Here is a 22,144-nt window from a genome sequence, read left to right on the forward strand (position 1 = left end):
CTGGCCACCGGGGGCCGGTCAGGGCGGGAAGGGTCTCCCCACCTGGCCGGGCGGCCGATGAGCGCCCGCCACACGGCATACGCCCTCGGGCACGACACGGCCGACGAGCCGGCGAGCGGCCCGGTCCACAGCGAGGGGTGGGTGGTGCAGGTCGTCGCGCAGGGGCCGGAGCACCGTCGTCGCTGCCACCCCGCCACCTGCGTTCACGCGTTCCACGGAGGCACCGGTCGGCGCTCCGAGCGTCGGGGCGGGCCCACACGCGCCGTCCCTACGTCGTGAGAACGACGCGGGTGCCGGTGGGGTTACGCGGATCACAGCTCGACTCCGTCCAGGGCCTTGCGCAGGGCGCGCGTCGCCCGCAGCTGCAGCTGCTTGACCGCGCCCTCGGACTTGCCGAGGACCCGTGCCGTGTCGGCGAGGCTGAGCCCCTGGAGGAAGCGCAGGGTGATGCACTCGGCCTGGTCCGAGCCGAGCTCGCGGATCGCCGAGACGAGCCGCTCGTCGCGCAGCCGCGTCAGCACCTCGGTGTCGGGGGCGTCGACGCGCTCGTCGGCGTCGCGCATGTCGGCGGTCGCGACCTCGAAGCGGAACTTCGCCGACTTCACGTGGTCCGCGATGAGGTTGCGCGCGATGGTGACGAACCAGGCCGCGATGTCCTTGCCCTGCCAGGTGAACGAGTCGATCCGGCGCATCGCCCGCAGGAAGGTCTCGGACGTGAGGTCCTCGGCCAGGGTGCGGTTGGCGACGCGGACGAGGACGTAGCGGAAGACCGTGTCGACGTAGACGTCGTAGAGCTGCGCGAACGCCTCTTTGTCGCCGCGCTGGGCGAGCTCGACGAGGGCCGCGATGCGGGCCTGCTCGTCGGCGTCGCGCTCGGGGTGGCGCCGCGGTCCGGCGCCGGGGGAGGACGGCCCGGCCCGGGTGAGCTCGGCGCCCTCGGCGCCCTCGTTGGCCAGGGCGGCCCAGACGGCGTCGAACGCCGAGCGCCACGTGGGCAGCACGGGCCGGTGGGCGAGTCCGGGGGCGGCGGCGAGGCCGGGGAGAACGAGGGCCGGGAGAGCGAGCTGGAGGGCGCCGGGCGCGACGTGCGTGACACCTGTGCGGGCAGCGCCGAACGGCACTCGCGCCGGGCTCGTTCCCGGTGCGGTGACAGGTCGGTGCCGGTGGCCCGGCGTCCTGTTCGCGCGCATCGGGGACAGTCTGTCTGAATGCGCGACGACATGGGACCTCCACGACCTTTTGTGGCCCACCCGACGCCTACGACTGGTGGCCCACCCGACGCATACGGCCGGAGGAGGAGGGGGTCAGGACGCGGGGCGCTGCCTACAGTGGAGTCATGAGCAGTGACCAGCCCACGGGTCCTTCCAGCGAGCCGCCCCCAGGGGTCTCAGGCGGTGCCGATCCGTCGTCGCCCCCTCGCGTGGTCCTGCTGGGCCGTCCCGGCTGCCACCTGTGCGACGAGGCGCGCGCCGTCGTCGCCCGGGTGGCCGGTGAGCTGGGTGTCGGCTGGCAGGAGCAGTCCGTCGACGACGACCCGGAGCTGCTGTGCCGCTACGCCGAGCAGATCCCCGTGACCTTCGTCGACGGGCGGCGCCACGACTTCTGGCGGGTCGACGAGGCCCGCCTCCGCGCCGCCCTGAGCTGAGCCTTCGGGTGACCTGCCTCCGGGGTGCGTCCCATGCCGTGGTAGGCCGCCGAAGTCAACTTTGTGCATGGGTTCACAAACGTCTAGCCTGAACTGGTCCCCACGTGCTCCGCGTCCGGGGAGAAACGCCTCTTTTGAGAGGAGCCGGTGAGCAAGAGTGTCCGCCGACCCTGCACTGCGTCGCGAGATCCCCGACGCAACCGTCGCGCGGCTCCCCGAGTACCTCCGAACGCTCTCCCGCCTCGCTGAGGACGGCGTCCTGTCGGTCTCGTCCGAGGAGCTGGCCGCCGAGGTCGGGGTGCGCTCCGCGCAGCTGCGCAAGGACCTCAGCCACCTCGGCTCCTACGGCGTCCGCGGCGTCGGCTACGACGTCGAGACGCTCGCCCTCGAGATCTCCCGGGCCCTCGGCCTGACCGAGGACTGGCCGGTCGCCATCGTCGGCATGGGCAACCTCGGCCACGCGCTCGCCTCTTACTCCGGCTTCGTCACCAAGGGATTCCGCATCGTCGGGCTCTACGACGACGACCCGGCGCTCGCCGACGAACGCGTCGTCGGGGTGGCGATCCGCCCGCTCGCCGAGCTGAGCGCCCACCACGCCGTCGACCCGATCGCCATCGGCGTCATCGCGACGCCCGCGCCGGCCGCCCAGGCCGTCTGCGACGCCCTCGTCGGCGCCGGCATCAGCTCGATCCTCAACTTCGCACCGGCCGTGCTGTCCGTGCCCAGCGGCGTGGACGTACGCCGTGTCGACCTCTCGACGGAGCTGCAGATCCTGGCCTTCCACGCCCAGCGCAAGTCGCTCGCGGCGGGCGCCCTCCGTTCGGCGGTGGTGGTCCCGTGAGCCTGCTCGTCATCGGCCTGTCCCACCACACCGCACCGCTCTCGGTGCTGGAGGCGCTCTCCGAGCGTCCCGACCGGGCCGAGGCCATCGCCTCCTCGGTGCTCAGCTCGGCCACTGCCACCGAGGCCGTCGTGCTCTCGACGTGCAACCGCCTCGAGGTCTACGCCTCCGTCCCGGCCTTCCACCCCGCCGTCGCGGCCATCGGCGAGGCGCTCGCGATCGCTGCCGGCATCGAGGAGCCCGAGGGCGCGCGTCCGGTCGCCGACCTGCCGCCGGGCGACCCGGCCGACGCGCTCGCCGCCCGCGCCGAGGCGCTCGCCGACCACCTCTACGTCCGCTACGACGACGCCGCCGTGGCCCACGCGTTCACCGTGGCCTGCGGGCTCGACTCGATGGCTGTCGGCGAGGCCCAGATCCTCGGCCAGATGCGCGACTCCCTCGCCGGGGCGCAGGGGCGCGGCCAGGTCGGCGAGTCGCTCAACGCCCTCTTCCAGGGCGCACTGCGCGTCGGCAAGCGGGCGCACGCCGAGACCGACATCGACCAGCACAGCGTCTCGCTGGTGCAGATCGCGCTCGAGGAGGCCACCGCCGTGCTCGGCCCGCTCGTCGGGGCCTCCACGGCCGTCGTCGGCGCCGGCGGGATGAGCGGCCTGGCCGCCGCCACGGCGCGTCGCCAGGGCGTCGAGTCGCTCACGATCGTCAACCGCACGCCCGAGCGCGCCGAGCGCCTCGCCGCGACGACCAGCGGCACGGCCCGCCCGTGGGACCAGCTGCCCGACGTCCTCGCCGAGAGCGACCTCGTCATCACCTGCACCGGCGCCGTCGGGCACGTCATCACGGCCGAGATGCTCGCCGAGAGCGCAGCCCGCCGCGACGGTCGCCCGCAGGTCGTCGTCGACCTCGCCCTCCCGCGCGACGTCGAGCCCGTCGACTCCTGGTCCGAGCCCGTGCCCGGCGTCACCCTCGTCGACCTCCAGGCGCTCGGGCTGCTCCTCGAGGGCCGCGCCGACACGACACAGGTCGTCCGGGTCCGCGAGCTCGTCACCGGTGAGGTCGCCGACTACCTGACGCGCCGGATGGAGAAGTCCGTCGCCCCGACGGTGGCCGCGCTGCGCGCACGGGCCGCCGACCTCGTCGCCACCGAGATGGACCGCCTCGACCAGCGCCTGCCGGGTCTCGACGAGACCACCCGCGCCGAGGTGGGTCTCGCCGTGCACCGCATCGTCGAGAAGCTGCTCCACACGCCGACGATGCGCGTCAAGGAGTTCGCCATGGAGGGCAGCGGCGACGACTACGCCGCGGCCCTGCGCGAGCTGTTCGACCTCGAGCCCAAGGACGTCGCCAACGTGTCCACGCCCCCGAAGCGGGCCCAGCCATGACCGCCCTGCGCCTCGGCACGCGCCGCTCGGCCCTCGCCACCACCCAGTCCGGCTGGGTGGCCGACCGCCTGCGCGAGGCCGGCCACGAGGTCGAGATCGTCGAGATCACGACCGAGGGCGACGTGTCCGGCGAGCTGCTCACCGCCATCGGCGGCACGGGCGTCTTCGCCGCGGCCATCCGCCGGGCGCTGCTCGACGGCCGCATCGACGTCGCCGTCCACTCGCTCAAGGACCTCCCGACGGCTCCCGAGCCGGGTCTCGTCATCGCTGCCGTCCCGGTGCGCGAGGACAGCCGCGACGTGCTCGTGGCCCGCGACGGCCTGACGCTCGGCGAGCTGCCCGCCGGCTCGGTCATCGGCACCGGCTCGCCCCGCCGCACGGCCCAGATCGCCGCGCTCGGGCTCGGTGTCGAGATCCGGCCGATCCGCGGAAACGTCGACACGAGAATCGGATTCGTCTCCTCCGGTGCGCTCGACGCCGTCGTCCTGGCTCGGGCGGGTCTCGCCCGCCTCGGCCGCCTCGGCGAGGCCACCGAGATCATCGACCCCATCCAGGTGCTGCCCGCCCCCGGGCAGGGAGCCCTGGCCGTCGAGTGCCGCTCCGACCGCGACGACGTCGTGGCCGCGGTCTCGGTGCTCGACGACCCCGACACCCGTGCCTGCGTCGTCGCCGAGCGCTCGCTGCTCGCGACGCTCGAGGCCGGGTGCACCGCCCCCGTCGGCGCGCTCGCCGAGGTCGTCGAGGGTGACGACGGCCTCGAGCTGTCGCTGCGCGCCTTCGCCGGCAGCGAGGACGGCTCGGTCGAGCTGCGCCGCTCGCTCGTCGGGCCCTACGACGAGCCGGAGGACCTCGGCTCGCGGCTCGCCCGGATCCTGCTGGAGGACGGCGCCGCCGACCTCCAGGTCGCCACGTCAGCTGGACCTGTCCCAGACCACGCCCCACACCAACCGGAGCAAGTTTCGTGACTCCTTCCCGCCAGCCGTCAGAGCAGACGGACTCGACTCCCACCCACGCCACGACGCCGGCGCGGGTCGCCTTCGTCGGCTCCGGCCCGGGCGACCCCGGCCTGATGACGCTGCGCGGTCGTGACCTGCTCGCGGCCGCCGACGTCGTGGTGCTCGACCGCATCGCCCGCGACGACGTCGTGCTCGAGCACACCCGTCCCGACGTCGAGATCATCGACGCCGGCCACGGCGAGCAGGGCCAGGAGCTCACGCACGCCGTCCGGGCCAAGCTCGTCGTCAAGGCGGCCAAGTCCGTGGCTCCGGGCGGTCTCGTCGTGCGCCTCATGGACGGCGACCCCGCGACCTTCAACGGCCTCGTCGAGGAGGTGCGCGCCTGCCGCAAGGCCGGCATCACCTACGACGTGGTCCCGGGCGTCTCCGCCCTGACCGCCGGGCCGACGTACGCCGGTGTGCCCCTGACGTCGAAGTCGACCGGCGCCGTGCACGTCGTCGGTGTCGACCGCTCGGGCATCGACTGGTCGGCCTACGCCGCCGACACCGACACCCTCGTGCTCCTCGGTGGCACCGACGGCATCCGCACCGCCCTCGCCGCGCTGCTCGCCGCCGGTCGACCCGCCGACTCGCTCGTCGCCCTGTCGGCCCACGGCACCACGGTGCGCCAGTCCTCCGTCGCGACGAGCCTCGGCGAGGCCGACGCGGTCTTCGCCGGCAAGGAGCCGCTCGAGGTCTCGCTCGCCGTCGTCTCGCCCAACGTCGCCCTGCGCGACGAGTTCTCGTGGTTCGAGTCCAAGCCGCTCTTCGGCTGGAAGGTCCTCGTGCCCCGCACCCAGGCCCAGGCCGGCTCGATGGTCGAGCGGCTCGCCGGCTACGGCGCCACCGCGGACGTCGTGCCGACCATCTCGGTCGAGCCGCCTCGCACCCCGCAGCAGATGGAGAAGGCCGTCAAGGGCCTCGTCACCGGCCGCTACGAGTGGATCGGCTTCACGTCGGTCAACGCCGTGCGTGCCGTGCGCGAGCGCTTCGAGGAGTTCGGGCTCGACGCCCGCGCCTTCGCCGGCCTCAAGGTCGCCGCGGTCGGTGGCGTCACCGCCGCCGCCCTGCGCGAGTGGGGCATCAACCCCGACCTCGTGCCTGCCGGTGAGCAGTCGGCGGCCGGTCTGCTCGAGTCGTGGCCCGAGTTCGACGAGATGCTCGACCCGATCAACCGCGTCCTGCTGCCGCGCGCCGACATCGCCACCGAGACGCTCGTCGCCGGGCTGCGCGACATGGGCTGGGAGGTCGACGACGTCACCGCCTACCGCACCGTGCGCGCCGCGCCGCCGGCCGCGTCGATCCGCGACGCCATCAAGGGCGGCGACTACGACGCCGTGCTCTTCACGTCGAGCTCGACGGTGCGCAACCTCGTCGGCATCGCCGGGAAGCCGCACGCCGCGACGGTGGTCGCCTGCATCGGTCCGGCCACGGCCAAGACCGCGCAGGAGCACGGGCTCCGCGTCGACGTCCTCGCGCCGGAGGCCTCGGCCCTCAGCCTCGTCGACGCCCTCGCCGGCCACGGCGTCGGCCTCGCCGTCTCCGCTGCCGAGGCGGGACAGCCCGTGCAGCGTCCCAGCGACAAGCGTCCGGCCTCGCGCCGCCGCGCCCGCTGAGGAGGAGCGTCCGATGATCGAGCGTCCTCGTCGCCTGCGCCAGAACCCCGTCCTGCGCTCGCTCGTCGCCGAGACCCGGCTGCACCCGCGTGACCTCGTGCTGCCGGTCTTCGTCGCCGAGGGCATCACCGAGCCGCGCCCGATCACGAGCATGCCCGGCGTCGACCAGCACACGCTCGAGAGCGTCGTGGAGGTCGCGCACCGCTGCGTCGCGGCCGGCGTCGGCGGGATCATGCTCTTCGGCGTGCCCCAGCACAAGGACGCCACGGGCAGCGGCGCCGTCGACCCCGACGGCATCCTCAACGTCGCGCTCCGCGCGGTCCGCGACGCCGTCGGTGACGACCTCGTCGTCATGGCCGACACGTGCCTGGACGAGTTCACCGACCACGGTCACTGCGGCGTGATCGACGAGCGCGGCCGGGTCGACAACGACGCGACCAACCTCCTCTACGCCGAGATGGCGGTCGCCCAGGCCCGCGCCGGTGCCCACGTCGTCGCGCCCTCGGGGATGATGGACGGCCAGGTCGCCGTCATCCGTGAGGCGCTCGACGCCGAGGGCTTCACCGACACCGTGATCCTCGCGTATGCCGCCAAGTACGCCTCGGCGTTCTTCGGCCCCTTCCGCGAGGCCGTCCAGTCGAGCCTGCAGGGTGACCGCCGCACCTACCAGCAGGACCCGGCCAACGTCGTGGAGTCGCTGCGCGAGATCGACCTCGACATCGCCGAGGGCGCCGACATGGTGATGGTCAAGCCCGCGATGTCCTACCTCGACGTCGTCGCGGCGGCCGCCGAGCGCGCCTCGGTGCCGGTCGCGGCCTACCAGGTGTCGGGGGAGTACTCCATGATCCACGCGGCCGCGGCCAACGGCTGGATCGACCTGCAGGCGGCGGCGATCGAGTCGCTCATCTCGATCCGCCGCGCCGGTGCGCAGGTCGTGCTGACCTACTTCGCGCTCGACGTGACCGAATGGACCGCCTGACGGCACTACCATCTGTGCAACCGCAGGAGGTTGACATGTCAGGTACAGGGGACGACGGCGTGCGGTGGCTCAGTGATGCCGAGCAGGCGTCGTGGCGGGCCATCCTGCGCGGCACGAGGCTGCTCGAGCGTGCGCTCGACGACGCGCTCGGCGACGCAGGGCTGCAGCTCAGCGAGTACGAGATCATCTCCATGCTCTCCGAGAGCGCGAACCACCGGCTGCGGATGAGCGAGCTCGCAGCGATGGTCGTCCAGTCGCGCAGCCGCCTCACGCACACGGCCAAGCGGCTCGAGGACCGTGGCTGGGTCACCCGCGAGCAGTGCGCCGACGACAAGCGCGGCGTCGAGCTCGTGCTGACCTCGGGCGGGCTCGCGGCCGTCGACGACATCGCGCGCGTCCACGTCGAGAGCGTGCGCGACAACCTCGTCGACATCATGAGCCCGGCCCAGTTCACCGCGATCGGCGACGCCATGGCCATCGTGCGCGACCACCTCGACCCGACAAGCGCCAGCGGCCGCTGAGAAGCGTCCCCGACCGATGGCGTGTGCCGGGTGGTTGCGGCCCGGACGTGCGGACGCGTCGCGCGTCCGCGACGGCAACCGCACGGGGTGGCGTCGGGCGGGTCGCCGCGGGCAGCGACAATGGTGCCCATGAGCTCGCAGCCGCCTCCCGTCCAGACCGCCTCCGACGCACCCGCGTCCGCAGCGCTCCTCGCGCGCGCCAGCGAGGTGATCCCCGGCGGCGTGAACTCCCCGGTGCGTGCCTTCCGCGCGGTCGGTGGCACGCCGCGCTTCATGGCGAGCGGGTCCGGGCCCTGGCTCACCGACGCCGACGGCAAGCGCTACGTCGACCTCATCTGCTCCTGGGGCCCGATGATCCTCGGGCACGCGCACCCGGACGTCCTCGCGGCCGTGACCGAGGCTGCCGCCAAGGGCTTCTCGTTCGGCACGCCCAGCGAGAACGAGGTGCGCCTCGCCGAGGAGATCGTCGCCCGCGTCGAGCCGGTCGAGCAGGTCCGCCTCGTCAACTCGGGCACCGAGGCGACGATGTCGGCCATCCGCCTCGCCCGTGGCTTCACCGGGCGCGACGTCGTCGTGAAGTTCGCCGGCTGCTACCACGGCCACGTCGACGCGCTGCTGGCCTCGGCCGGCTCGGGCGTCGCGACCTTCGCCCTGCCCGACTCCGCCGGCGTCCCGCGCTCGAGCGCCGGCGAGACGATCGTCCTGCCCTACAACGACCTGCCGGCCCTCGAGGCGGCGTTCGCCGAGCGCGGGCACGAGATCGCGGCCGTCATCACCGAGGCCGCGGCCGGCAACATGGGCGTCGTCCCGCCGGCGCCCGGCTTCACCGAGGGCCTGCTGCGCATCACCAAGGCGCACGGCGCGCTGCTCGTCTCCGACGAGGTGATGACCGGCTTCCGCTGCAGCGCGTCCGGCTTCTATGGCCTCGAGGGGCCGTATGCCGCGGGCGCACCCGACCTCTTCACCTTCGGCAAGGTGATGGGTGGCGGTTTCCCGACCGCGGCCTTCGGCGGTCGCGCCGACGTCATGGCGCTGCTCGCGCCGCAGGGCCCCGTCTACCAGGCCGGCACCCTGTCCGGTAACCCCGTCGCCTCGGCCGCCGGCCTCGCGACGTTGCAGGGCTGCACCCCGGAGGTCTACGCCCGGCTCGACGTCGTCTCGCACGCCATCGCTGACGCCGTCGCCGCCGAGCTGTCCGCGGCGTCCGTGCCGCACACGATCCAGTGGGCCGGCTCGATGTTCTCCGTCTTCTTCCGCGACGGCGCCGTGAGCAGCTACGACGACGCCAAGGACCAGGACACCAGCGCCTTCCGCCGGTTCTTCCACTCGATGCTGAGCCAGGGCGTGCACCTGCCGCCGAGCGCCTTCGAGTCGTGGTTCGTCTCGGCCTCGCACGACGACGAGGCCGTCGATCACGTGATCGCGGCGCTGCCGGCCGCAGCCCGCGCCGCCGCCACGCCCGACTGAGCCACCGGCCCGTTCGAGGTGGTCGCGCTGCCTGTGTGCCCACCGCGATCACCTCGAACGGCGCGCACGGGCGCGGCCACACGGCATACGTGCTCGGGCATTGCCGCCCGCCCGTGCGGGGAGGAGGCTGGTCGGTGACGGCGGCGCCGTCGGGGTGCCGCCCCGAACCGAGGAGGTGGGGTCGTGCACGCACGCTCCACGACGGTCATGGGCCGTCCCGGCATGATCGAGACGGGCATCGCGCACATCCAGGACGTGGTGATGCCGCAGGTCAGGGCGATGGACGGCTGTGTCGGCCTCTCGATGGTCGCCGACCGCGTCACCGGCCGGTGCATCGTCACGACGGCCTGGCGTGACGAGTCCGCGATGCGTGCCACCGCCAGCAGCGTCATGCCGATGCGCCAGCAGGCGGCGGACCTCCTCGGCGGGGAGGCGACGGTCGACGAGTGGGAGATCGCCTACCTCCACCGCGACCACCGGGTTGCCGACGGCTGCTGCGCCCGGATCACGTGGTCCGAGGCCGACCCCGCGATGGTCGACAGCGTCATCGACGCCTTCCGCGACGGCATCATGCCGAAGGTCGAGCAGCTTGAGGGCTTCTGCAGCGCAAGCCTTTTCGTGGACCGAGCTGCCGGGCGGTCCTGCCTCACGGTGACCTACGACTCGCCCGAGGCGATGATGGCGACGCGCAACGCGGCGATGGGACTGCGGGCCGACCTCGTGCAGCAGACCGGCATGAGGGTCACCGAGCTCGGCGAGTTCTCCCTCGCCATCGCGCACCTCGACGTGCCCGAGCTCGTCTGAGTCGTCCGAGCCCCTCCAGCCGGCTGTGCCCTAGTGGACGGCGGCGAGGAGCACGCCGACGCCGACGAACAGTCCGCCGAAGACGCGGTTCAGGGTGCGCTGGCCCGACTCTCGCTGGGTCAGCCGCCCGAGCCCGCGTGCCGCCGCGGCGAAGAAGAACCACATGACGATGACGTCGATGGCGACGATCGTCGCGGCGAGCACGGCGTACTGCGGCAGCAGCGGCTGATCCGGCCGGATGAACTGCGGGGTGAAGGCGAGGAAGAAGACGACGGCCTTGGGGTTCGTGAGGTTGACGAGCAGGCCCCGGCGGAACATCGACCACGCCGGCTCGCGCTGGAGCTCGCCGACCCGAGTCGCGGCGGCCTTCGAACGGAACTGGCGCACGCCGAGGTAGACGAGGTAGGCGGCACCGGCATACCGGATGACGTTGAAGAGCACGGGGGAGCCGGCGACGAGCACCCCGACCCCAGCGGCGACGACGACCAGGTGGGTGAGCAGCGCGACCTGCTGACCGAGGATGCCCCAGATCGAGCGGGACCACCCGGAGCCGAGCGAGGTGGCCATCGTGTTGACCGCCCCGGCGCCGGGCGTGAGGGAGATGAGCGCGCCCGTCGCGACGAGCGTCAGCCACAGGGACCATGACACGTCCCGGAGTGTAGGTCGGGCCGGTCGGGAGGTGCCGGCCGTTCCACCGACGTCGTCGCACGTCACAGGGGGTGCACAGGCTCGGGTGCGGATTCGGTCCTGAGCACGACGTTTGAGAGACTGTCGACCATGGGTGAGAGCACGAGCGGGGCGGCGCCGGGCGCCGACGACCTCACGGTCGTGCACCTCATGCGGCACGGCGAGGTCCACAACCCCGGGGGCGTGCTCTACGGCCGCCTCGACGGCTTCCACCTCTCGGAGCTCGGGAACGAGATGGCGCGCCTCGTCGCGGCCCACCTCGAGACCAACGACATCACGCACGTCGTCGCCTCCCCGCTCGACCGGGCTCAGGAGACGGCGGCCCCGATCGCCGCCGACCACGAGGTGACGATCACCACCGACGTGCGCGTCATCGAGTCCGAGAACCAGTTCGAGGGGCGCACGGTCAGCAAGCTCGACCTGCTCCACCCGCGCAACTGGCACCTGTTCACCGACATCACCAAGCCCTCGTGGGGCGAGCCCTACGAGCAGATCGCGGTGCGCATGCTCGCGGCCATCGCCGACGCCCGCGACGCGGCGCGCGGTCACGAGGCCGTCGTCGTGAGCCACCAGCTGCCCGTGTGGACCGTCCGCAACAAGCTCGAGGGCCGGCGCCTGTGGCACGACCCCCGCAAGCGGGAGTGCACCCTCGCGTCGCTGACCTCCCTGACCTACCACGGCGACGAGCTCGCCTCCATCACGTACTCCGAGCCGGCCGCCGAGCTGCTCGCCCGGGCGAGCAGGAGCGTGGGCGCCTGATGGACCACCTCGACCGACGCACCGCGCTGCGGTGGGGCGCTGTCGCCATGGCCGGAGGCCTCGTGACGTTTGCGGCGGCCTGCTCGTCCGACCCCAACTCCGTTGCGGACCAGGCCCGCTCGGGTGACCGCAAGGGCTACGTCGCCGGTGACGGCTCGATCGAGCAGCTGCCCGTGACCGACCGCGGCGAGCCCGTGAAGCTCGAGGGCACGACCCTCGAGGGCAAGCCGTGGAGCAGCGCCGACCGCGCCGGCACGGTCCTCGTCGTCAACGTCTGGGGCTCCTGGTGCCCGCCGTGCATCAAGGAGACGCCCGACCTGCAGAAGGCGTGGGAGTCGGTCCAGGCCAAGGGCAAGAAGGTCGAGTTCATCGGCCTCGACAAGCTCGAGGGCCCCGAGACCGGCCTCGCGTTCCAGACCGCCAACAAGGTGACCTACCCCTCGCTCGCCTACGACGGGGGCGTCCCGATCCTCGCGCTGCAGGGCAAGGCGTCCGCCACCCCGACGACCCTCGTCCTCGACAGCGAGGCCCGCATCGCGGCCCGCGTCTCCGGTCCGGTGTCGACCACGACGCTGCTCGGGCTCATCGACGACGTCCTCGCCGAGAAGGCCTGAGGCTGGCGTGGGTACCGACCTCGCCACCGGGTCGCTCCTCGCGGCGGCGCTCGTCGCGCTCGTCGCCGGCTTCGTCTCGTTCGCCTCGCCGTGCGTGCTGCCCCTCGTGCCGGGCTTCCTCGGCTACGTCACCGGCCTGTCCGACGTCTCGCTCGAGAAGCGGTCGCGGGGTCGGCTCGTCGTCGGGGCGCTGCTCTTCGTCCTCGGCTTCACGGTCGTCTTCCTCGTCGCCGCCGCGGCCGTCTCAGCCGTCGGCCTGGCCTTCCGGGAGCACCAGAGCGCGCTGCTGCGCATCGGTGGGGCGGTCGTCCTCGTCATGGGCCTGCTCTTCCTCGGCGTCGGCCGGTCGTATGCCGTGCCGGTCAGCTGGCGACCGCGTGCCGGTCTCGCCGGGGCTCCCCTGCTCGGAGCGGCCTTCGCCGTCGGCTGGTCGCCATGCATGGGCCCGACGCTCGGCGCGATCCAGGCCATGGCCGCGCCGATCTCGGCCGAGTCCGGCTCGATCGTCCGCGGCCTCGCGCTCGCCGGGATCTACTCGATCGGCCTCGGGCTGCCCTTCGTCCTCATGGCCGCCCTCTGGGAGCGCGCCGGCAGCGCGAGCGCCTGGCTGCGCCGGCACCGCCGCGCCCTGCAGAACGTCGGCGGCCTGCTCCTCGTCGCGGTGGGCCTGCTCATGCTGACCGGGGTCTGGGAGGACGTCATCGTCTGGATCCAGGTGCGCCTCGTCAACGGCTTCCAGGTGGCGATCTGACATGAGCACCGACACCGACCCGACCACCGCCCAGGACGCTGCGGGGACCAAGGACGCCCGTGGCATACGCAAGGGGATGCGACCCGAGCGGCAGGAGCCCACCCTGCCCACGCTCGGCGCCCTCGGCATGCTCCGGTGGGGCTGGCGCCAGCTGACCAGCATGCGCACCGCGCTCTTCCTGCTGCTGCTCCTGTCGATCGCGGCCGTGCCCGGCTCGATCTTCCCGCAGCGCAACATCGACGCCGGCCGGGTCGCCGACTACATCGCCCAGAACCCGACGAGCTCGCCGTGGCTCGACCGGCTCGGCTTCTTCGACGTCTACGCCTCACCGTGGTTCTCGGCGATCTACCTGCTGCTCTTCGTCTCGCTCGTCGGCTGCATCGTGCCGCGCACCAAGGTGCACCTGCAGGCCCTGCGCTCGACCCCGCCCCGGGCACCCGCACGGCTCAAGCGACTCGACGAGCACACCGAGCTCACGACCACCCTCTCGCCCGACGAGGCCCTCGAGGCGGCGCGGGCCGTCTTGAAGCGCAAGCGTTTCCGCCTGCACTCGCACGACGGCACTAGCGTGTCAGCCGAGTCCGGCTACCTCCGCGAGACCGGCAACCTGCTCTTCCACCTGGCCCTGACCGGCATCATCATCGGCATGGCCGTCGGGCACCTGTTCGGCTGGCGCGGCGACATCATCCTCGCCGAGGGCGACAAGTTCGCGTCGTCGGCCGGCACCTACAACACGATCTCGCCCGGCCCGTGGGTCGACACCGAGACGCTGCCGCCCTTCGTCTTGTCGCTCGACAAGCTCCACGTCGAGTTCAACGAGATGCCCGGCCGCGACTTCGGCAAGCCGCGCCTCTTCGACGCGCAGACGACGCTCCAGAGCTCGCCCGGCGCGCCCAAGACCGACGAGAACGTCTCGGTCAACCACCCGATCACCGTCGACGGCGCCGACATCTTCCTGCTCGGCAACGGCTACACGCCCGTCATCACGGTGCGGGACGCCAAGGGCAACGTGCTCTACCGCGAGGCCACCCCGTTCCTCCCGCAGGACCCGAACTACCGGTCCGTCGGCGTCATCAAGGTGCCGTCGGCCTCGCCCAAGCAGCTGGGCTTCACCGGCTTCTTCCTGCCGACGGCCGAGCCGACCTTCGCCAACGGCCCGGTGTCGCTCTTCCCGGATGCGAACAACCCGGAGATCGCGATGTCGCTGTGGGAGGGCAACCTCTTCCCGGGCGGCGCCCCCCAGTCGGTCTACACGCTCAACACCGAGCAGATGAAGCAGGTGCTGCAGTCCAACGGCTCGCCGGCTCTGTTCCGCCTCAAGCCCGGACAGACCAAGGAGCTGCCCGGCGGCCGGGGCTCGATCACCTTCGACAGCGTCAAGCGGTTCGCCGGCCTGTCGGTGCGCACCGACCCCGGCGCCCCGATCAGCCTCGTCAGCGCGATCCTCGCCACGCTCGGCCTCATCCTCGGCCTCACCATCAAGCGCCGCCGCGTCTTCGTGCGGGTGCGCCCCGCGACCGCAGCCGACGGCCCGCCGGGTGACACCGGTCACGGCGCCGCCAGCACCCTGGACGGCACCCTTGACAGCCCTCCCGGCGCCGACGGGCGACCGGCTACCGTGGTCACCATCGGTGGCCTCTCGAAGGACTCCGACCCCGGCCTCGCCGCGATCGTCACCGCGATCACGACCGGCGTGACCGACCGCCTTGCAGAACGGACCGACCACTCGTGAACCTCGCAGCCAACGCCAACGCCGCGCTCTACGCGTCGATGATCGTCTACACGCTCGCCATGCTCGCCTTCACGTGGCACCTGGCGGCGCGCGCCCCCAAGGTGGCCGACTCCAGGCAGCCGGCCGACGTCGCCGCGACCAAGCGCGAGAGCGTCCTCGTCGGCGCCGGCGCGCCCTCGACGACCGAGCGCCGCCCGGCCACGCCGTACGCCGCCGGGCCCGGGTTCGAGGAGAGCCTCAAGAGCCGCCAGCGCGGCAGCATCGCGCTGATGCTGACCTACCTCGCGTCCGCGCTCCTCGTGGCGTCGGTGCTCATGCGGGGCCTGGCCGTCGGCCGGCCGCCGTGGGGCAACATGTTCGAGTTCGCGACCGCTGCGGCGGCTGCGGTGGGCGCTGCCTACAGCGTGCTCGCCAAGCGCAACAACTGGCAGTGGCTCGGCGTCTTCATCGTCACGCCGATCCTGCTCGTGCTCGGCCTCGCGCTCACCGTCCTCTACACCGAGGCCGGCGAGCTCATGCCGGCCCTGAAGTCCTACTGGCTGGGCATCCACGTCTCGGTCGCCTTCCTCGCGGTCGCCTTCTTCACTCTCGCGTTCGCGGTCGGCCTGCTCTACCTCGTGCGGCTGCGCCGCGAGGAGAAGCCGCCGGCCAAGCCCAGCTTCATCGAGTCGCTGCCGACGTCCGCCTCGCTCGAGCGCACGGCCTACAGCCTCAACATGGTCGCCTTCATCCTCTGGACGTTCACGCTCATCGCAGGAGCCATCTGGGCCAAGCAGGCTTGGGGCGCCTACTGGCAGTGGGACCCCAAGGAGGTCTGGACCTTCGTCATCTGGACGGTCTACGCCGCCTACATGCACAGCCGCGCCACGGCGGGCGTCGACCACCGCCGGTCGATGTACATCGCGCTGGCCGGTTACGTCGCCGTCATCATCAACTTCACCCTGGTCAACCTCGTGTCGACGTTCGTGGGCATGCACAACTACTCGGGGATGTGACCGTGGTCCGCTACTCGCTCCTGCGGATCCTGATCTTCTTCGGGTTCCTCTTCCTCTTCTGGCTCATCGGGCTGCGCGACAACCCGGTGCTCCTGCTCGGGGCGTCGGCCCTCGCGTCGGCCGCGGCCTCCTACATCCTGCTGCGCGGCATGCGCGACGAGATCACGGCCAAGCTCGTCGATCGCCACGAGGCCAAGCTCGAGGCCAAGCAGCAGGTCGACCCGACGAGCGACGAGTTCGCCGAGGACGCCGAGGACGAGCGCCCCGTGCGTGACGTCGACGCCACGGGCGCCGCAGCCGAGGACCCCCGCAACGCCGACCGCTGAACCTTCACGTCGAGTGACCTCGTCGTCACTCCAGCCCCACCCGCGCGTGGTACGCGTGGGGCCGGGTTAGTCGAGTGAGCGCTGCGTCTCTCGTGTCCCACGAGTGGGTGGTGCGCGTGGGGCGGGGCGCTCACTCGACTGTCCGGGGGCTGCCCGTGGCATTTGTCGAGTGAGCGCTGCGTCTCTCGTGTCCCACGAGGGGCCGGTACGCGTGGGGCTGGCTGCTCACTCGACTGACGTTGGTCGTGCGTCGAGTGAGCGCTGCGTGTCTCGCGTCTCGCGAGTGGGTGGTGCGCGTGGGGCTGGGCGCTCACTCGACGGGAGGGGAGTGGGTGCGGATGGGTCTTGGTGAGGCCCGGGGAGCGGGCGTGACGGCATACGTGCACCCGGCCTGAGGGATTCGGCTGACGCTGACGGGCCCAGGTGTCACGGTGGACGGGTGGCCGAGGAGATCGACGTCGTCGTCATCGGGGCCGGCCAGGCCGGTCTCGCGACGAGCCACGAGTTCGAGCAGCGCGGCGTCGAGCACGTCGTCCTTGAGGCCGATGTGCCGGGATCGGCGTGGCTTCGCCGGTGGGACAGCTTCACCCTCGTCGGACAGAACCACACCGTGCGACTTCCGGGGGCGCCGTATGCCGGGGACGATCCGCTGGGCTTCATGGGCCGCACCGAGATCGCCGGGCACCTCGACGCCTGGGCCGGTCGGCTGCGCGCCCCGGTGCGCTCCGGCTGCCCCGTGCGCCGACTGGAGCAGCGTGACGGCGGCGGGTTCACGCTCGAGATCGACTCGGGCACCGTCGTCAGCCGTGTCGTCGTCCTCTCGACCGGGGCCTACCAGCGCCCACACCGGCCACCCGCGGCCGCGAGCCTGCCCGCGGGGCTCCCGGTCGTCGACCTCACCGGCTACCGCAACCCCGGCTCCCTGCCGGACGGACCGGTCCTCGTCGTCGGCAGCGGCCAGAGCGCCTGCCAGGTCGCCGAGGAGCTCGTCTTAGCCGGGCGCGAGGTGGTCATGGCGTGCGGGCGTGCGCCGTGGTTCCCGCGACGTGCTGGTGACCGTGACGTCTTCGAGTGGCTGCTCGACTCGCCGTTCTTCGACCAGCGCGTCGAGGACCTGCCGACGGAGGCCGCGCGGCTCGGGGCCAACCCGCAGCTGAGCGGCGCCGCCGGCGGGCACGACCTCAACTACCGCACGCTCGCCGCCCTCGGGGTGCGGCTCGGCGGCCACCTCGTCGGGGCCGACGACGGGGTCGTACGCCTTGCGCCCGACCTCGAGGCATCGGTCGCCGCCGGCGACGACGGCTACCGGCTCCTCCGCGGCCTCGTCCTCGGCGTCTGTGCCCGGCAGGGCGTCGAGCCTCCCGACCTGCCCGACCCGGCGCCACTCGGCCGGCCCGGCATCGAGTCCGTGCCGGTGCGCGAGCTCGGGTCGGTGCTCGTGGCCGCGGGCTTCCGGCCCGACTACACATCGTGGGTGGAGATCCCGGGTCTCGTCGACGGGCAGGGCTTCCCGGTGCACGACGACGGCGAGAGCGTGGTGGCGCCGGACCTGCACTTCGTCGGGGTCCATTACCTGCGGCGCCGCTCCTCGGCGCTGCTCTTCGGAGTCGGGGCCGACGCCGCCGTCACCGCGACCCGCATCGCCGACCGCCTGGGCATGCGGGCCTGAGACACCACTCGCCCGGAGATCCCCGTCGAGTAGCCTCCCGGCCCCACGCGTACCAGCTCTGGTGTGACAGGAGTGACGACGAGGCCACTCGACTCCGGGGACAGCCGATCAGGCTGTCAGCAGGTCGCGCAGGCCCCGCAGGTCGAGCAGGTCCCGCATGCCGAGGAGGAGGTCAGGCGCGGCCGAGGGCGAGGCCGACGGCGAGCAGCAGCGACCACGCGAGCTGGAACTGGCCCGTGCCGGCCAGCGCCGGGATGAGGCCGCGCCCGGTGGCGCGCCCGACGACGGCCTGCATCGGCCGGATGACGAGGGGCGCGGCCAGCAGGGCCAGCAGCGCCCACGGCGAGGTGAACGACGCCAGGCCCGTCATGACGAAGGCGACGGCGACGAGCACGACGTAGAAGATCCTGGTGCCGGACTCGCCCATCCGCACCGCGAGCGTGCGCTTGCCGTGCTCGCGGTCGGTCGGGATGTCGCGCAGGTTGTTGGCGACGAGGATCGCCGAGGCCAGGGCCCCGACGCCGATCGCGCCCCACCACCCCGCCGCGGTCGGCGGGGTCATTGTGGCCATGGTGCCGAGCGTCGCGACGAGCCCGAAGAAGACGAAGACGAAGACCTCGCCGAGGCCGAGGTAGCCGTACGGGCGCTTGCCGCCGGTGTAGTACCAGGCGGCGACGATGGCGGCCGCACCGATCGGGATCATGACCCACAGCCCCGACAGGGCGACGAGCGCGAGTCCCACGAGGCCGGCGAAGAAGAAGCACGCGAAGGCCGCGATCTTGACCGAGCGGGGAGCGGCGAGGCGCTGGCCGACGAGGCGCACCGGCCCGACGCGCACCTCGTCGGTGCCCCGGATGCCGTCGGAGTAGTCGTTGGCGAAGTTCACCCCGACCTGAAGGGCCAGGGCGACGACGAGGGCGAGGACGGCATACGCCCAGACGATGTGACCGGTCTGGTAGGCGGCGCCGGTGCCGACGAGGATGGGGGAGACGGCGGCGGGCAGCGTGCGGGGGCGGGCGCCCTCGATCCACTGGGACAAGGTGGCCATGAGGTTCTGGGGGCGTCCTTCTACAGCTTGCGGAGGAAGTCGGGGTCGTCGTCGGGTCCCAGCGGGCCACGAGGCCCGCGCGGATTCTGCGGGCGGCGACCCGGGCCACGCGGCGCGGGCCCTCCCCGGGCGCTGGCGCGACCGGTGAGCAGCCAGCCGACGGGGCCGAGGACGGGCACGAGCACGGCGACGAGCCAGACCGGCTTGGGCATGGTCCGCACGACGCGGCGGTCGGTCTGCACGCAGTCGACGAAGGCGTAGATCGAGGCGAACACCACGAGGGCGACGAGCACGACGCGCAGCACGGCGACCTCCTTCGACGAGCGTGGGAACACCCTTATCTTGCCACCGCTCAGGCGCGGTCCTGCACGGTGCGTCGGATCGCGGCCCGATCGGGCTTGCCCGGCCCGCGCTGCGGGATCGCGGGGAGCACGAGGACCCGACGTGGCAGCGCGGCGTCGGGGAGGATGCCGCGTAGCCGGTCGCGCACCTCGCGCGTGGTGAGGTGGGCGGTTGGGTCCGCGAGCGTCACTGCGGCACAGACGGACTCGCCCCACTCGGGGTCGGGCACGCCGATGACGACGACATCGAGGACCACGTCGAGGTGCCGGCTCATGGCGTCCTCGACGACACCAGGGTTGATCTTGAGGCCGCCGGTGTTGATGACGTCGTCGGCGCGGCCGTCGATGACGAGCAGGCCCTCGTCGTCGAAGTGGCCGAGGTCGTCGGTGCGGAACCACCGGACGCCGTCGGGGTCGACGGTGAACGCGTCCCGGCTGAGGCCCGGCTCGCCGAGGTAGCCGTGCGCCACGGTGTCGCCGCCGAGGACGACGTGCCGGTCGTTGTCGACGTGGACGCGGCTGACCGGCAGGGGGATGCCGTCGTAGACGCAGCCCCCGGCCGTCTCGCTCATGCCGTAGGTGAGGCTGAGGACCACCCCGAGCGCCCGCGCCTTCTCGACGAGCGCGGCCGGCGTGGCGGCGCCGCCGACGAGCACGCCGTCGAAGGTGCGCAGGGCCGCCAGCCCGGCCTCGTCGTCGACGAGCCGGGCCAGCTGGGTGGGCACGAGAGCGGTGTAACGGCGCGCGGCCGCGGCCGTCGGGCGCACCTTGGCGGCGGCGTCGGCGAACCCCTTGGCCGAGAAGCCCTCGCGCAGGTCGAGCACGGCCGGCGCGACCCCGGCGGCGATCGAGCGGAGCAGCACCTGGATGCCGGCGATGTGGTGGGCCGGCATGGCGAGCAGCCACGCGCCGCTGCCGCCGAGGACCTGGTGGGTGGCCCACGCCGAGCGTTCGAGCGAGTCGGCCGTCAGCAGGGCGCGCTTGGGACGGCCGGTCGAGCCGGACGTGCCGATCGCGAGGGCGAGCCCGTCGGGCAGCTCGCCCGGGTCGTGGGCGGGCACCGACGGCACGGACGGCGGCTGGGCGTCGGCGGCATACGGCAGCACGGGGGAGCGGCCGGTCAGGGCCGCCTCGAGGTCGGGCAGCACGTCGAGGACGGCGGGTCCGGCGGGGATCGCCAGTGGTCGGGGGGACGACGCGGCCATCAGGCGGGTCTCGCTCTCGGTCGTGCGGTGGGGGTGGCGCGTCGTCGCTGCCGGGCCGCCATGGCGACGGTCCAGACGAGCACGACGGCGCAGACGGGGAAGCCGACGTAGGGGTTGAGGGGCAGCACGATGCCGAGCGCGCCGCCGACGACCCACAGCACCTGGAGCATCGTCTCGGACCACGCGAAGACCGACGTGCGGACGTTCTCGGGGACCTCGCGCTGCACGAGGGCGTCGAAGCAGAGCTTGGACAGCTGCGCCGACAGGCCCTGGACGAAGCCGAGCAGCGCGAGGGTCCACACGCCGTACCAGATGCCGGTTGCGATGCAGCAGACCGTCGCGGCGAGCACCGACAGCATGGCGATGCGCTCGGGCCGCTGGTCGCGCACGACGTTCCCGACGACGCTGCCGAGGCCGTTGCCGATCCCGATGGCCACGGCGATGATCGCGAGCACGACCTCGCCGCGGATGCCGTCGATGGGGTGCTCCTTGGCGAGGAACGCCATGAAGAGGATGAGGAAGCCGGTGAGCACGCGCGTGCCGCCGGTCGACCACATGGCGTGCATGACGGGCCACGGGATCGCCTGCTTGCGCCGGCGGAAGCGCCCGAACGGGCCGAGGGAGTCGACCGTGAGCGCGTCGTCACCCGATGGAGTATGCCGTCTCGCGGGGGAGTCGGACCAGCCGCGCTGGGTGCCGCGGAGCGAGCTCGCAGGCGGCGCGCTCGCGGTGGCGCCCTCGCCGGCGCCGCGCACGGGGATGGGAGTCGTGTCCTCGATGGACACCTCGCCGAGGGAGGAGTCGACGCGAGCAGGCAGCCGGATGGCCTGCACGGTGCCGACGACGAAGACGACGAAGGCGAGCCGGAGGGCCCAGGCGGGACCGGCGAGCATGGCCGCGCCGCCGAGGGCGCCACCGGCGACGGCGCCGACGACGCCGGCCATGGAGACGCGCGAGTTCGCCTTGACGAGAGTGGTGCCCGGCGGCAGGAGGCGGGGCACGGCTGCGGCTCGCGTGATCGTGTAGGCGCGGGAGGCGACGAGGCAGCCGAGGGCGGCGGGGAAGAGCCAGCTGCTGTCGTTGTTGATGGCCTCGCCGAGCACCCAGCAGAGGAAGGCCCGCAGGGCGAGGGTCGTGCCGATGGCCCAGCGCCGGCCGTGGGAGAAGCGGTCGAGCAGCGGCCCGATGAGCGGCGCGACGAGGACGAACGGGACCATCGTCAGCAGCAGGAAGGTCGCGACGTCGCTGCGGGCCTGCGCGGTCTGCGGGTTGAAGAAGAGGGTGCCGGCCAGGGCCAGCGTCATGATCGTGTCGCCCGCGGTGTTGCTCGCGTGCAGCTCGGTGACGCGGGCCAGCCCGCTCTCGCCGGCCCCGCCGGAGTGGGTGTAGGCGTGGGCCTTGGCGGCGGCGAAGCGGCCCGAGCGCGCGGTGAGGCGTGCGGTCCCGGTGGCGGCGCGCCCGAGTCCGCGCCCGACGGCACGGGTCGCGTTGGCCACGGTGGTGCGCGGTGGCTGGCGGAAGTCCGCGGGCCGGCCGCCCTCCGGGACGTCGGGCCCGCCGGCGGCAGCGCTGGCGCGGCGGTCGTCGCTCGGTTCCACCCCAACATCCTGCCTTGTCCGGGTGCTCGGGGTGCGACCGACACCGGCTTCCGCGCGGGTCCGCGCAGGTCGGCGCAGGTCCGCTGCAGGCCCCGCTGCAGGTCCCGCGTCCAGCCCGCGGAATGCCGCCGTCGTCAGGCACCGCTGGCCCTGCCCGCGTGGTTAGTCTCGG

General features: G+C 72.9%; 22 protein-coding genes. 16 read left to right on the forward strand and 6 right to left on the reverse strand.

Annotated elements, in window-relative coordinates; all coding sequences use genetic code 11:
• Positions 1-311 precede the first annotated feature (311 nt).
• Positions 312-1,190, reverse strand: coding sequence for an RNA polymerase sigma factor (locus tag U5C87_RS09070; protein WP_330476257.1), 879 nt, complete (start codon positions 1,188-1,190; stop codon positions 312-314).
• A gap of 146 nt (positions 1,191-1,336) precedes the next feature.
• On the opposite strand from U5C87_RS09070, the gene U5C87_RS09075 reads away from it, so the two are divergent.
• The 9 genes from U5C87_RS09075 to U5C87_RS09115 all read left to right on the forward strand — a co-directional run bounded on the left by U5C87_RS09075 (position 1,337) and on the right by U5C87_RS09115 (position 10,247).
• Complete coding sequence (locus tag U5C87_RS09075) at positions 1,337-1,645, forward strand: glutaredoxin family protein (RefSeq protein WP_330476258.1); 309 nt, start codon at positions 1,337-1,339, stop codon at positions 1,643-1,645.
• Positions 1,646-1,802: 157 nt separating this feature from the next.
• On the forward strand, positions 1,803-2,486 hold the full coding sequence (locus tag U5C87_RS09080) for a redox-sensing transcriptional repressor Rex (RefSeq protein ID WP_030195790.1): 684 nt from the start codon (positions 1,803-1,805) through the stop codon (positions 2,484-2,486).
• Positions 2,483-3,865, forward strand: a complete 1,383-nt coding sequence (gene hemA, locus U5C87_RS09085) for a glutamyl-tRNA reductase (RefSeq protein ID WP_330476259.1) — start codon at positions 2,483-2,485, stop codon at positions 3,863-3,865. The genes U5C87_RS09080 and hemA overlap by 4 nt, the downstream gene beginning before the upstream one ends.
• Positions 3,862-4,830, forward strand: coding sequence for a hydroxymethylbilane synthase (gene hemC / locus U5C87_RS09090; RefSeq protein WP_330476260.1), 969 nt, complete (start codon positions 3,862-3,864; stop codon positions 4,828-4,830). Before hemA ends, hemC begins: the two co-directional genes overlap by 4 nt.
• Positions 4,827-6,476: a uroporphyrinogen-III synthase gene (locus tag U5C87_RS09095; RefSeq protein WP_330476261.1), complete on the forward strand. Its 1,650-nt coding sequence runs from the start codon at positions 4,827-4,829 to the stop codon at positions 6,474-6,476. The genes hemC and U5C87_RS09095 overlap by 4 nt, the downstream gene beginning before the upstream one ends.
• A gap of 13 nt (positions 6,477-6,489) precedes the next feature.
• Positions 6,490-7,455 (forward strand): porphobilinogen synthase, encoded by a 966-nt coding sequence (hemB, locus tag U5C87_RS09100; protein ID WP_330476262.1) that lies wholly within the window; start codon positions 6,490-6,492, stop codon positions 7,453-7,455.
• A 35-nt stretch (positions 7,456-7,490) separates the two neighbouring features.
• Positions 7,491-7,976, forward strand: a complete 486-nt coding sequence (locus U5C87_RS09105; protein ID WP_330476263.1) for a MarR family winged helix-turn-helix transcriptional regulator — start codon at positions 7,491-7,493, stop codon at positions 7,974-7,976.
• A 129-nt stretch (positions 7,977-8,105) separates the two neighbouring features.
• Positions 8,106-9,443: a glutamate-1-semialdehyde 2,1-aminomutase gene (hemL, locus tag U5C87_RS09110; protein ID WP_330476264.1), complete on the forward strand. Its 1,338-nt coding sequence runs from the start codon at positions 8,106-8,108 to the stop codon at positions 9,441-9,443.
• A gap of 183 nt (positions 9,444-9,626) precedes the next feature.
• Positions 9,627-10,247 (forward strand): hypothetical protein, encoded by a 621-nt coding sequence (locus U5C87_RS09115; RefSeq protein ID WP_330476265.1) that lies wholly within the window; start codon positions 9,627-9,629, stop codon positions 10,245-10,247.
• Positions 10,248-10,277: 30 nt separating this feature from the next.
• Here U5C87_RS09115 and U5C87_RS09120 read toward each other — a convergent pair whose 3' ends face one another.
• Entirely contained in the window at positions 10,278-10,895 is a 618-nt protein-coding gene (locus U5C87_RS09120; RefSeq protein WP_330476266.1) for a LysE family transporter, read from the reverse strand.
• A gap of 129 nt (positions 10,896-11,024) precedes the next feature.
• Here U5C87_RS09120 and U5C87_RS09125 point away from each other — a divergent pair, with 129 nt between their 5' ends.
• From U5C87_RS09125 to U5C87_RS09155, 7 genes are all read left to right on the forward strand, one after another.
• A complete protein-coding gene (locus U5C87_RS09125) occupies positions 11,025-11,693 on the forward strand; it encodes a histidine phosphatase family protein (RefSeq protein WP_330476267.1) in 669 nt (222 codons plus the stop codon).
• Positions 11,693-12,307, forward strand: a complete 615-nt coding sequence (locus tag U5C87_RS09130; protein ID WP_330476268.1) for a TlpA family protein disulfide reductase — start codon at positions 11,693-11,695, stop codon at positions 12,305-12,307. Before U5C87_RS09125 ends, U5C87_RS09130 begins: the two co-directional genes overlap by 1 nt.
• Before the next feature lie 7 nt (positions 12,308-12,314).
• Positions 12,315-13,058: a cytochrome c biogenesis CcdA family protein gene (locus U5C87_RS09135; RefSeq protein ID WP_330476269.1), complete on the forward strand. Its 744-nt coding sequence runs from the start codon at positions 12,315-12,317 to the stop codon at positions 13,056-13,058.
• 1 nt (position 13,059) lies between these two features.
• Positions 13,060-14,790: a cytochrome c biogenesis protein ResB gene (resB, locus tag U5C87_RS09140; protein ID WP_330476270.1), complete on the forward strand. Its 1,731-nt coding sequence runs from the start codon at positions 13,060-13,062 to the stop codon at positions 14,788-14,790.
• A complete protein-coding gene (gene ccsB, locus U5C87_RS09145; RefSeq protein ID WP_330476271.1) occupies positions 14,787-15,785 on the forward strand; it encodes a c-type cytochrome biogenesis protein CcsB in 999 nt (332 codons plus the stop codon). Before resB ends, ccsB begins: the two co-directional genes overlap by 4 nt.
• A gap of 2 nt (positions 15,786-15,787) precedes the next feature.
• Positions 15,788-16,111 carry a DUF4229 domain-containing protein gene (locus U5C87_RS09150; protein ID WP_330476272.1) on the forward strand — a complete coding sequence of 108 codons (324 nt, stop codon included), beginning with the start codon at positions 15,788-15,790 and terminating at the stop codon, positions 16,109-16,111.
• A 439-nt stretch (positions 16,112-16,550) separates the two neighbouring features.
• A complete protein-coding gene (locus U5C87_RS09155; RefSeq protein ID WP_330476273.1) occupies positions 16,551-17,780 on the forward strand; it encodes a flavin-containing monooxygenase in 1,230 nt (409 codons plus the stop codon).
• Between the two features lie 172 nt (positions 17,781-17,952).
• Here the strand turns inward: U5C87_RS09155 and U5C87_RS09160 are convergent, their stop codons facing one another.
• From U5C87_RS09160 to U5C87_RS09175, 4 genes are read right to left on the reverse strand one after another with little or no spacing between them, the layout of a single operon-like run.
• The gene (locus tag U5C87_RS09160; RefSeq protein WP_330476274.1) at positions 17,953-18,828 is read right to left on the reverse strand and encodes a 1,4-dihydroxy-2-naphthoate polyprenyltransferase; all 876 of its coding nucleotides are present in this window, start codon (positions 18,826-18,828) and stop codon (positions 17,953-17,955) included.
• Between the two features lie 20 nt (positions 18,829-18,848).
• A complete protein-coding gene (locus U5C87_RS09165; RefSeq protein WP_030195860.1) occupies positions 18,849-19,133 on the reverse strand; it encodes a PLD nuclease N-terminal domain-containing protein in 285 nt (94 codons plus the stop codon).
• Positions 19,134-19,180: 47 nt separating this feature from the next.
• Positions 19,181-20,374, reverse strand: a complete 1,194-nt coding sequence (gene menE / locus U5C87_RS09170) for an o-succinylbenzoate--CoA ligase (protein WP_330476275.1) — start codon at positions 20,372-20,374, stop codon at positions 19,181-19,183.
• Positions 20,374-21,972, reverse strand: coding sequence for an MFS transporter (locus tag U5C87_RS09175; protein ID WP_330476276.1), 1,599 nt, complete (start codon positions 21,970-21,972; stop codon positions 20,374-20,376). Before U5C87_RS09175 ends, menE begins: the two co-directional genes overlap by 1 nt.
• Positions 21,973-22,144: the final 172 nt, after the last annotated feature.

This window comes from Terrabacter sp. C0L_2 (assembly GCF_036352015.1).
GTDB classification, from domain to species: Bacteria; Actinomycetota; Actinomycetes; order Actinomycetales; family Dermatophilaceae; genus Terrabacter; species Terrabacter tumescens.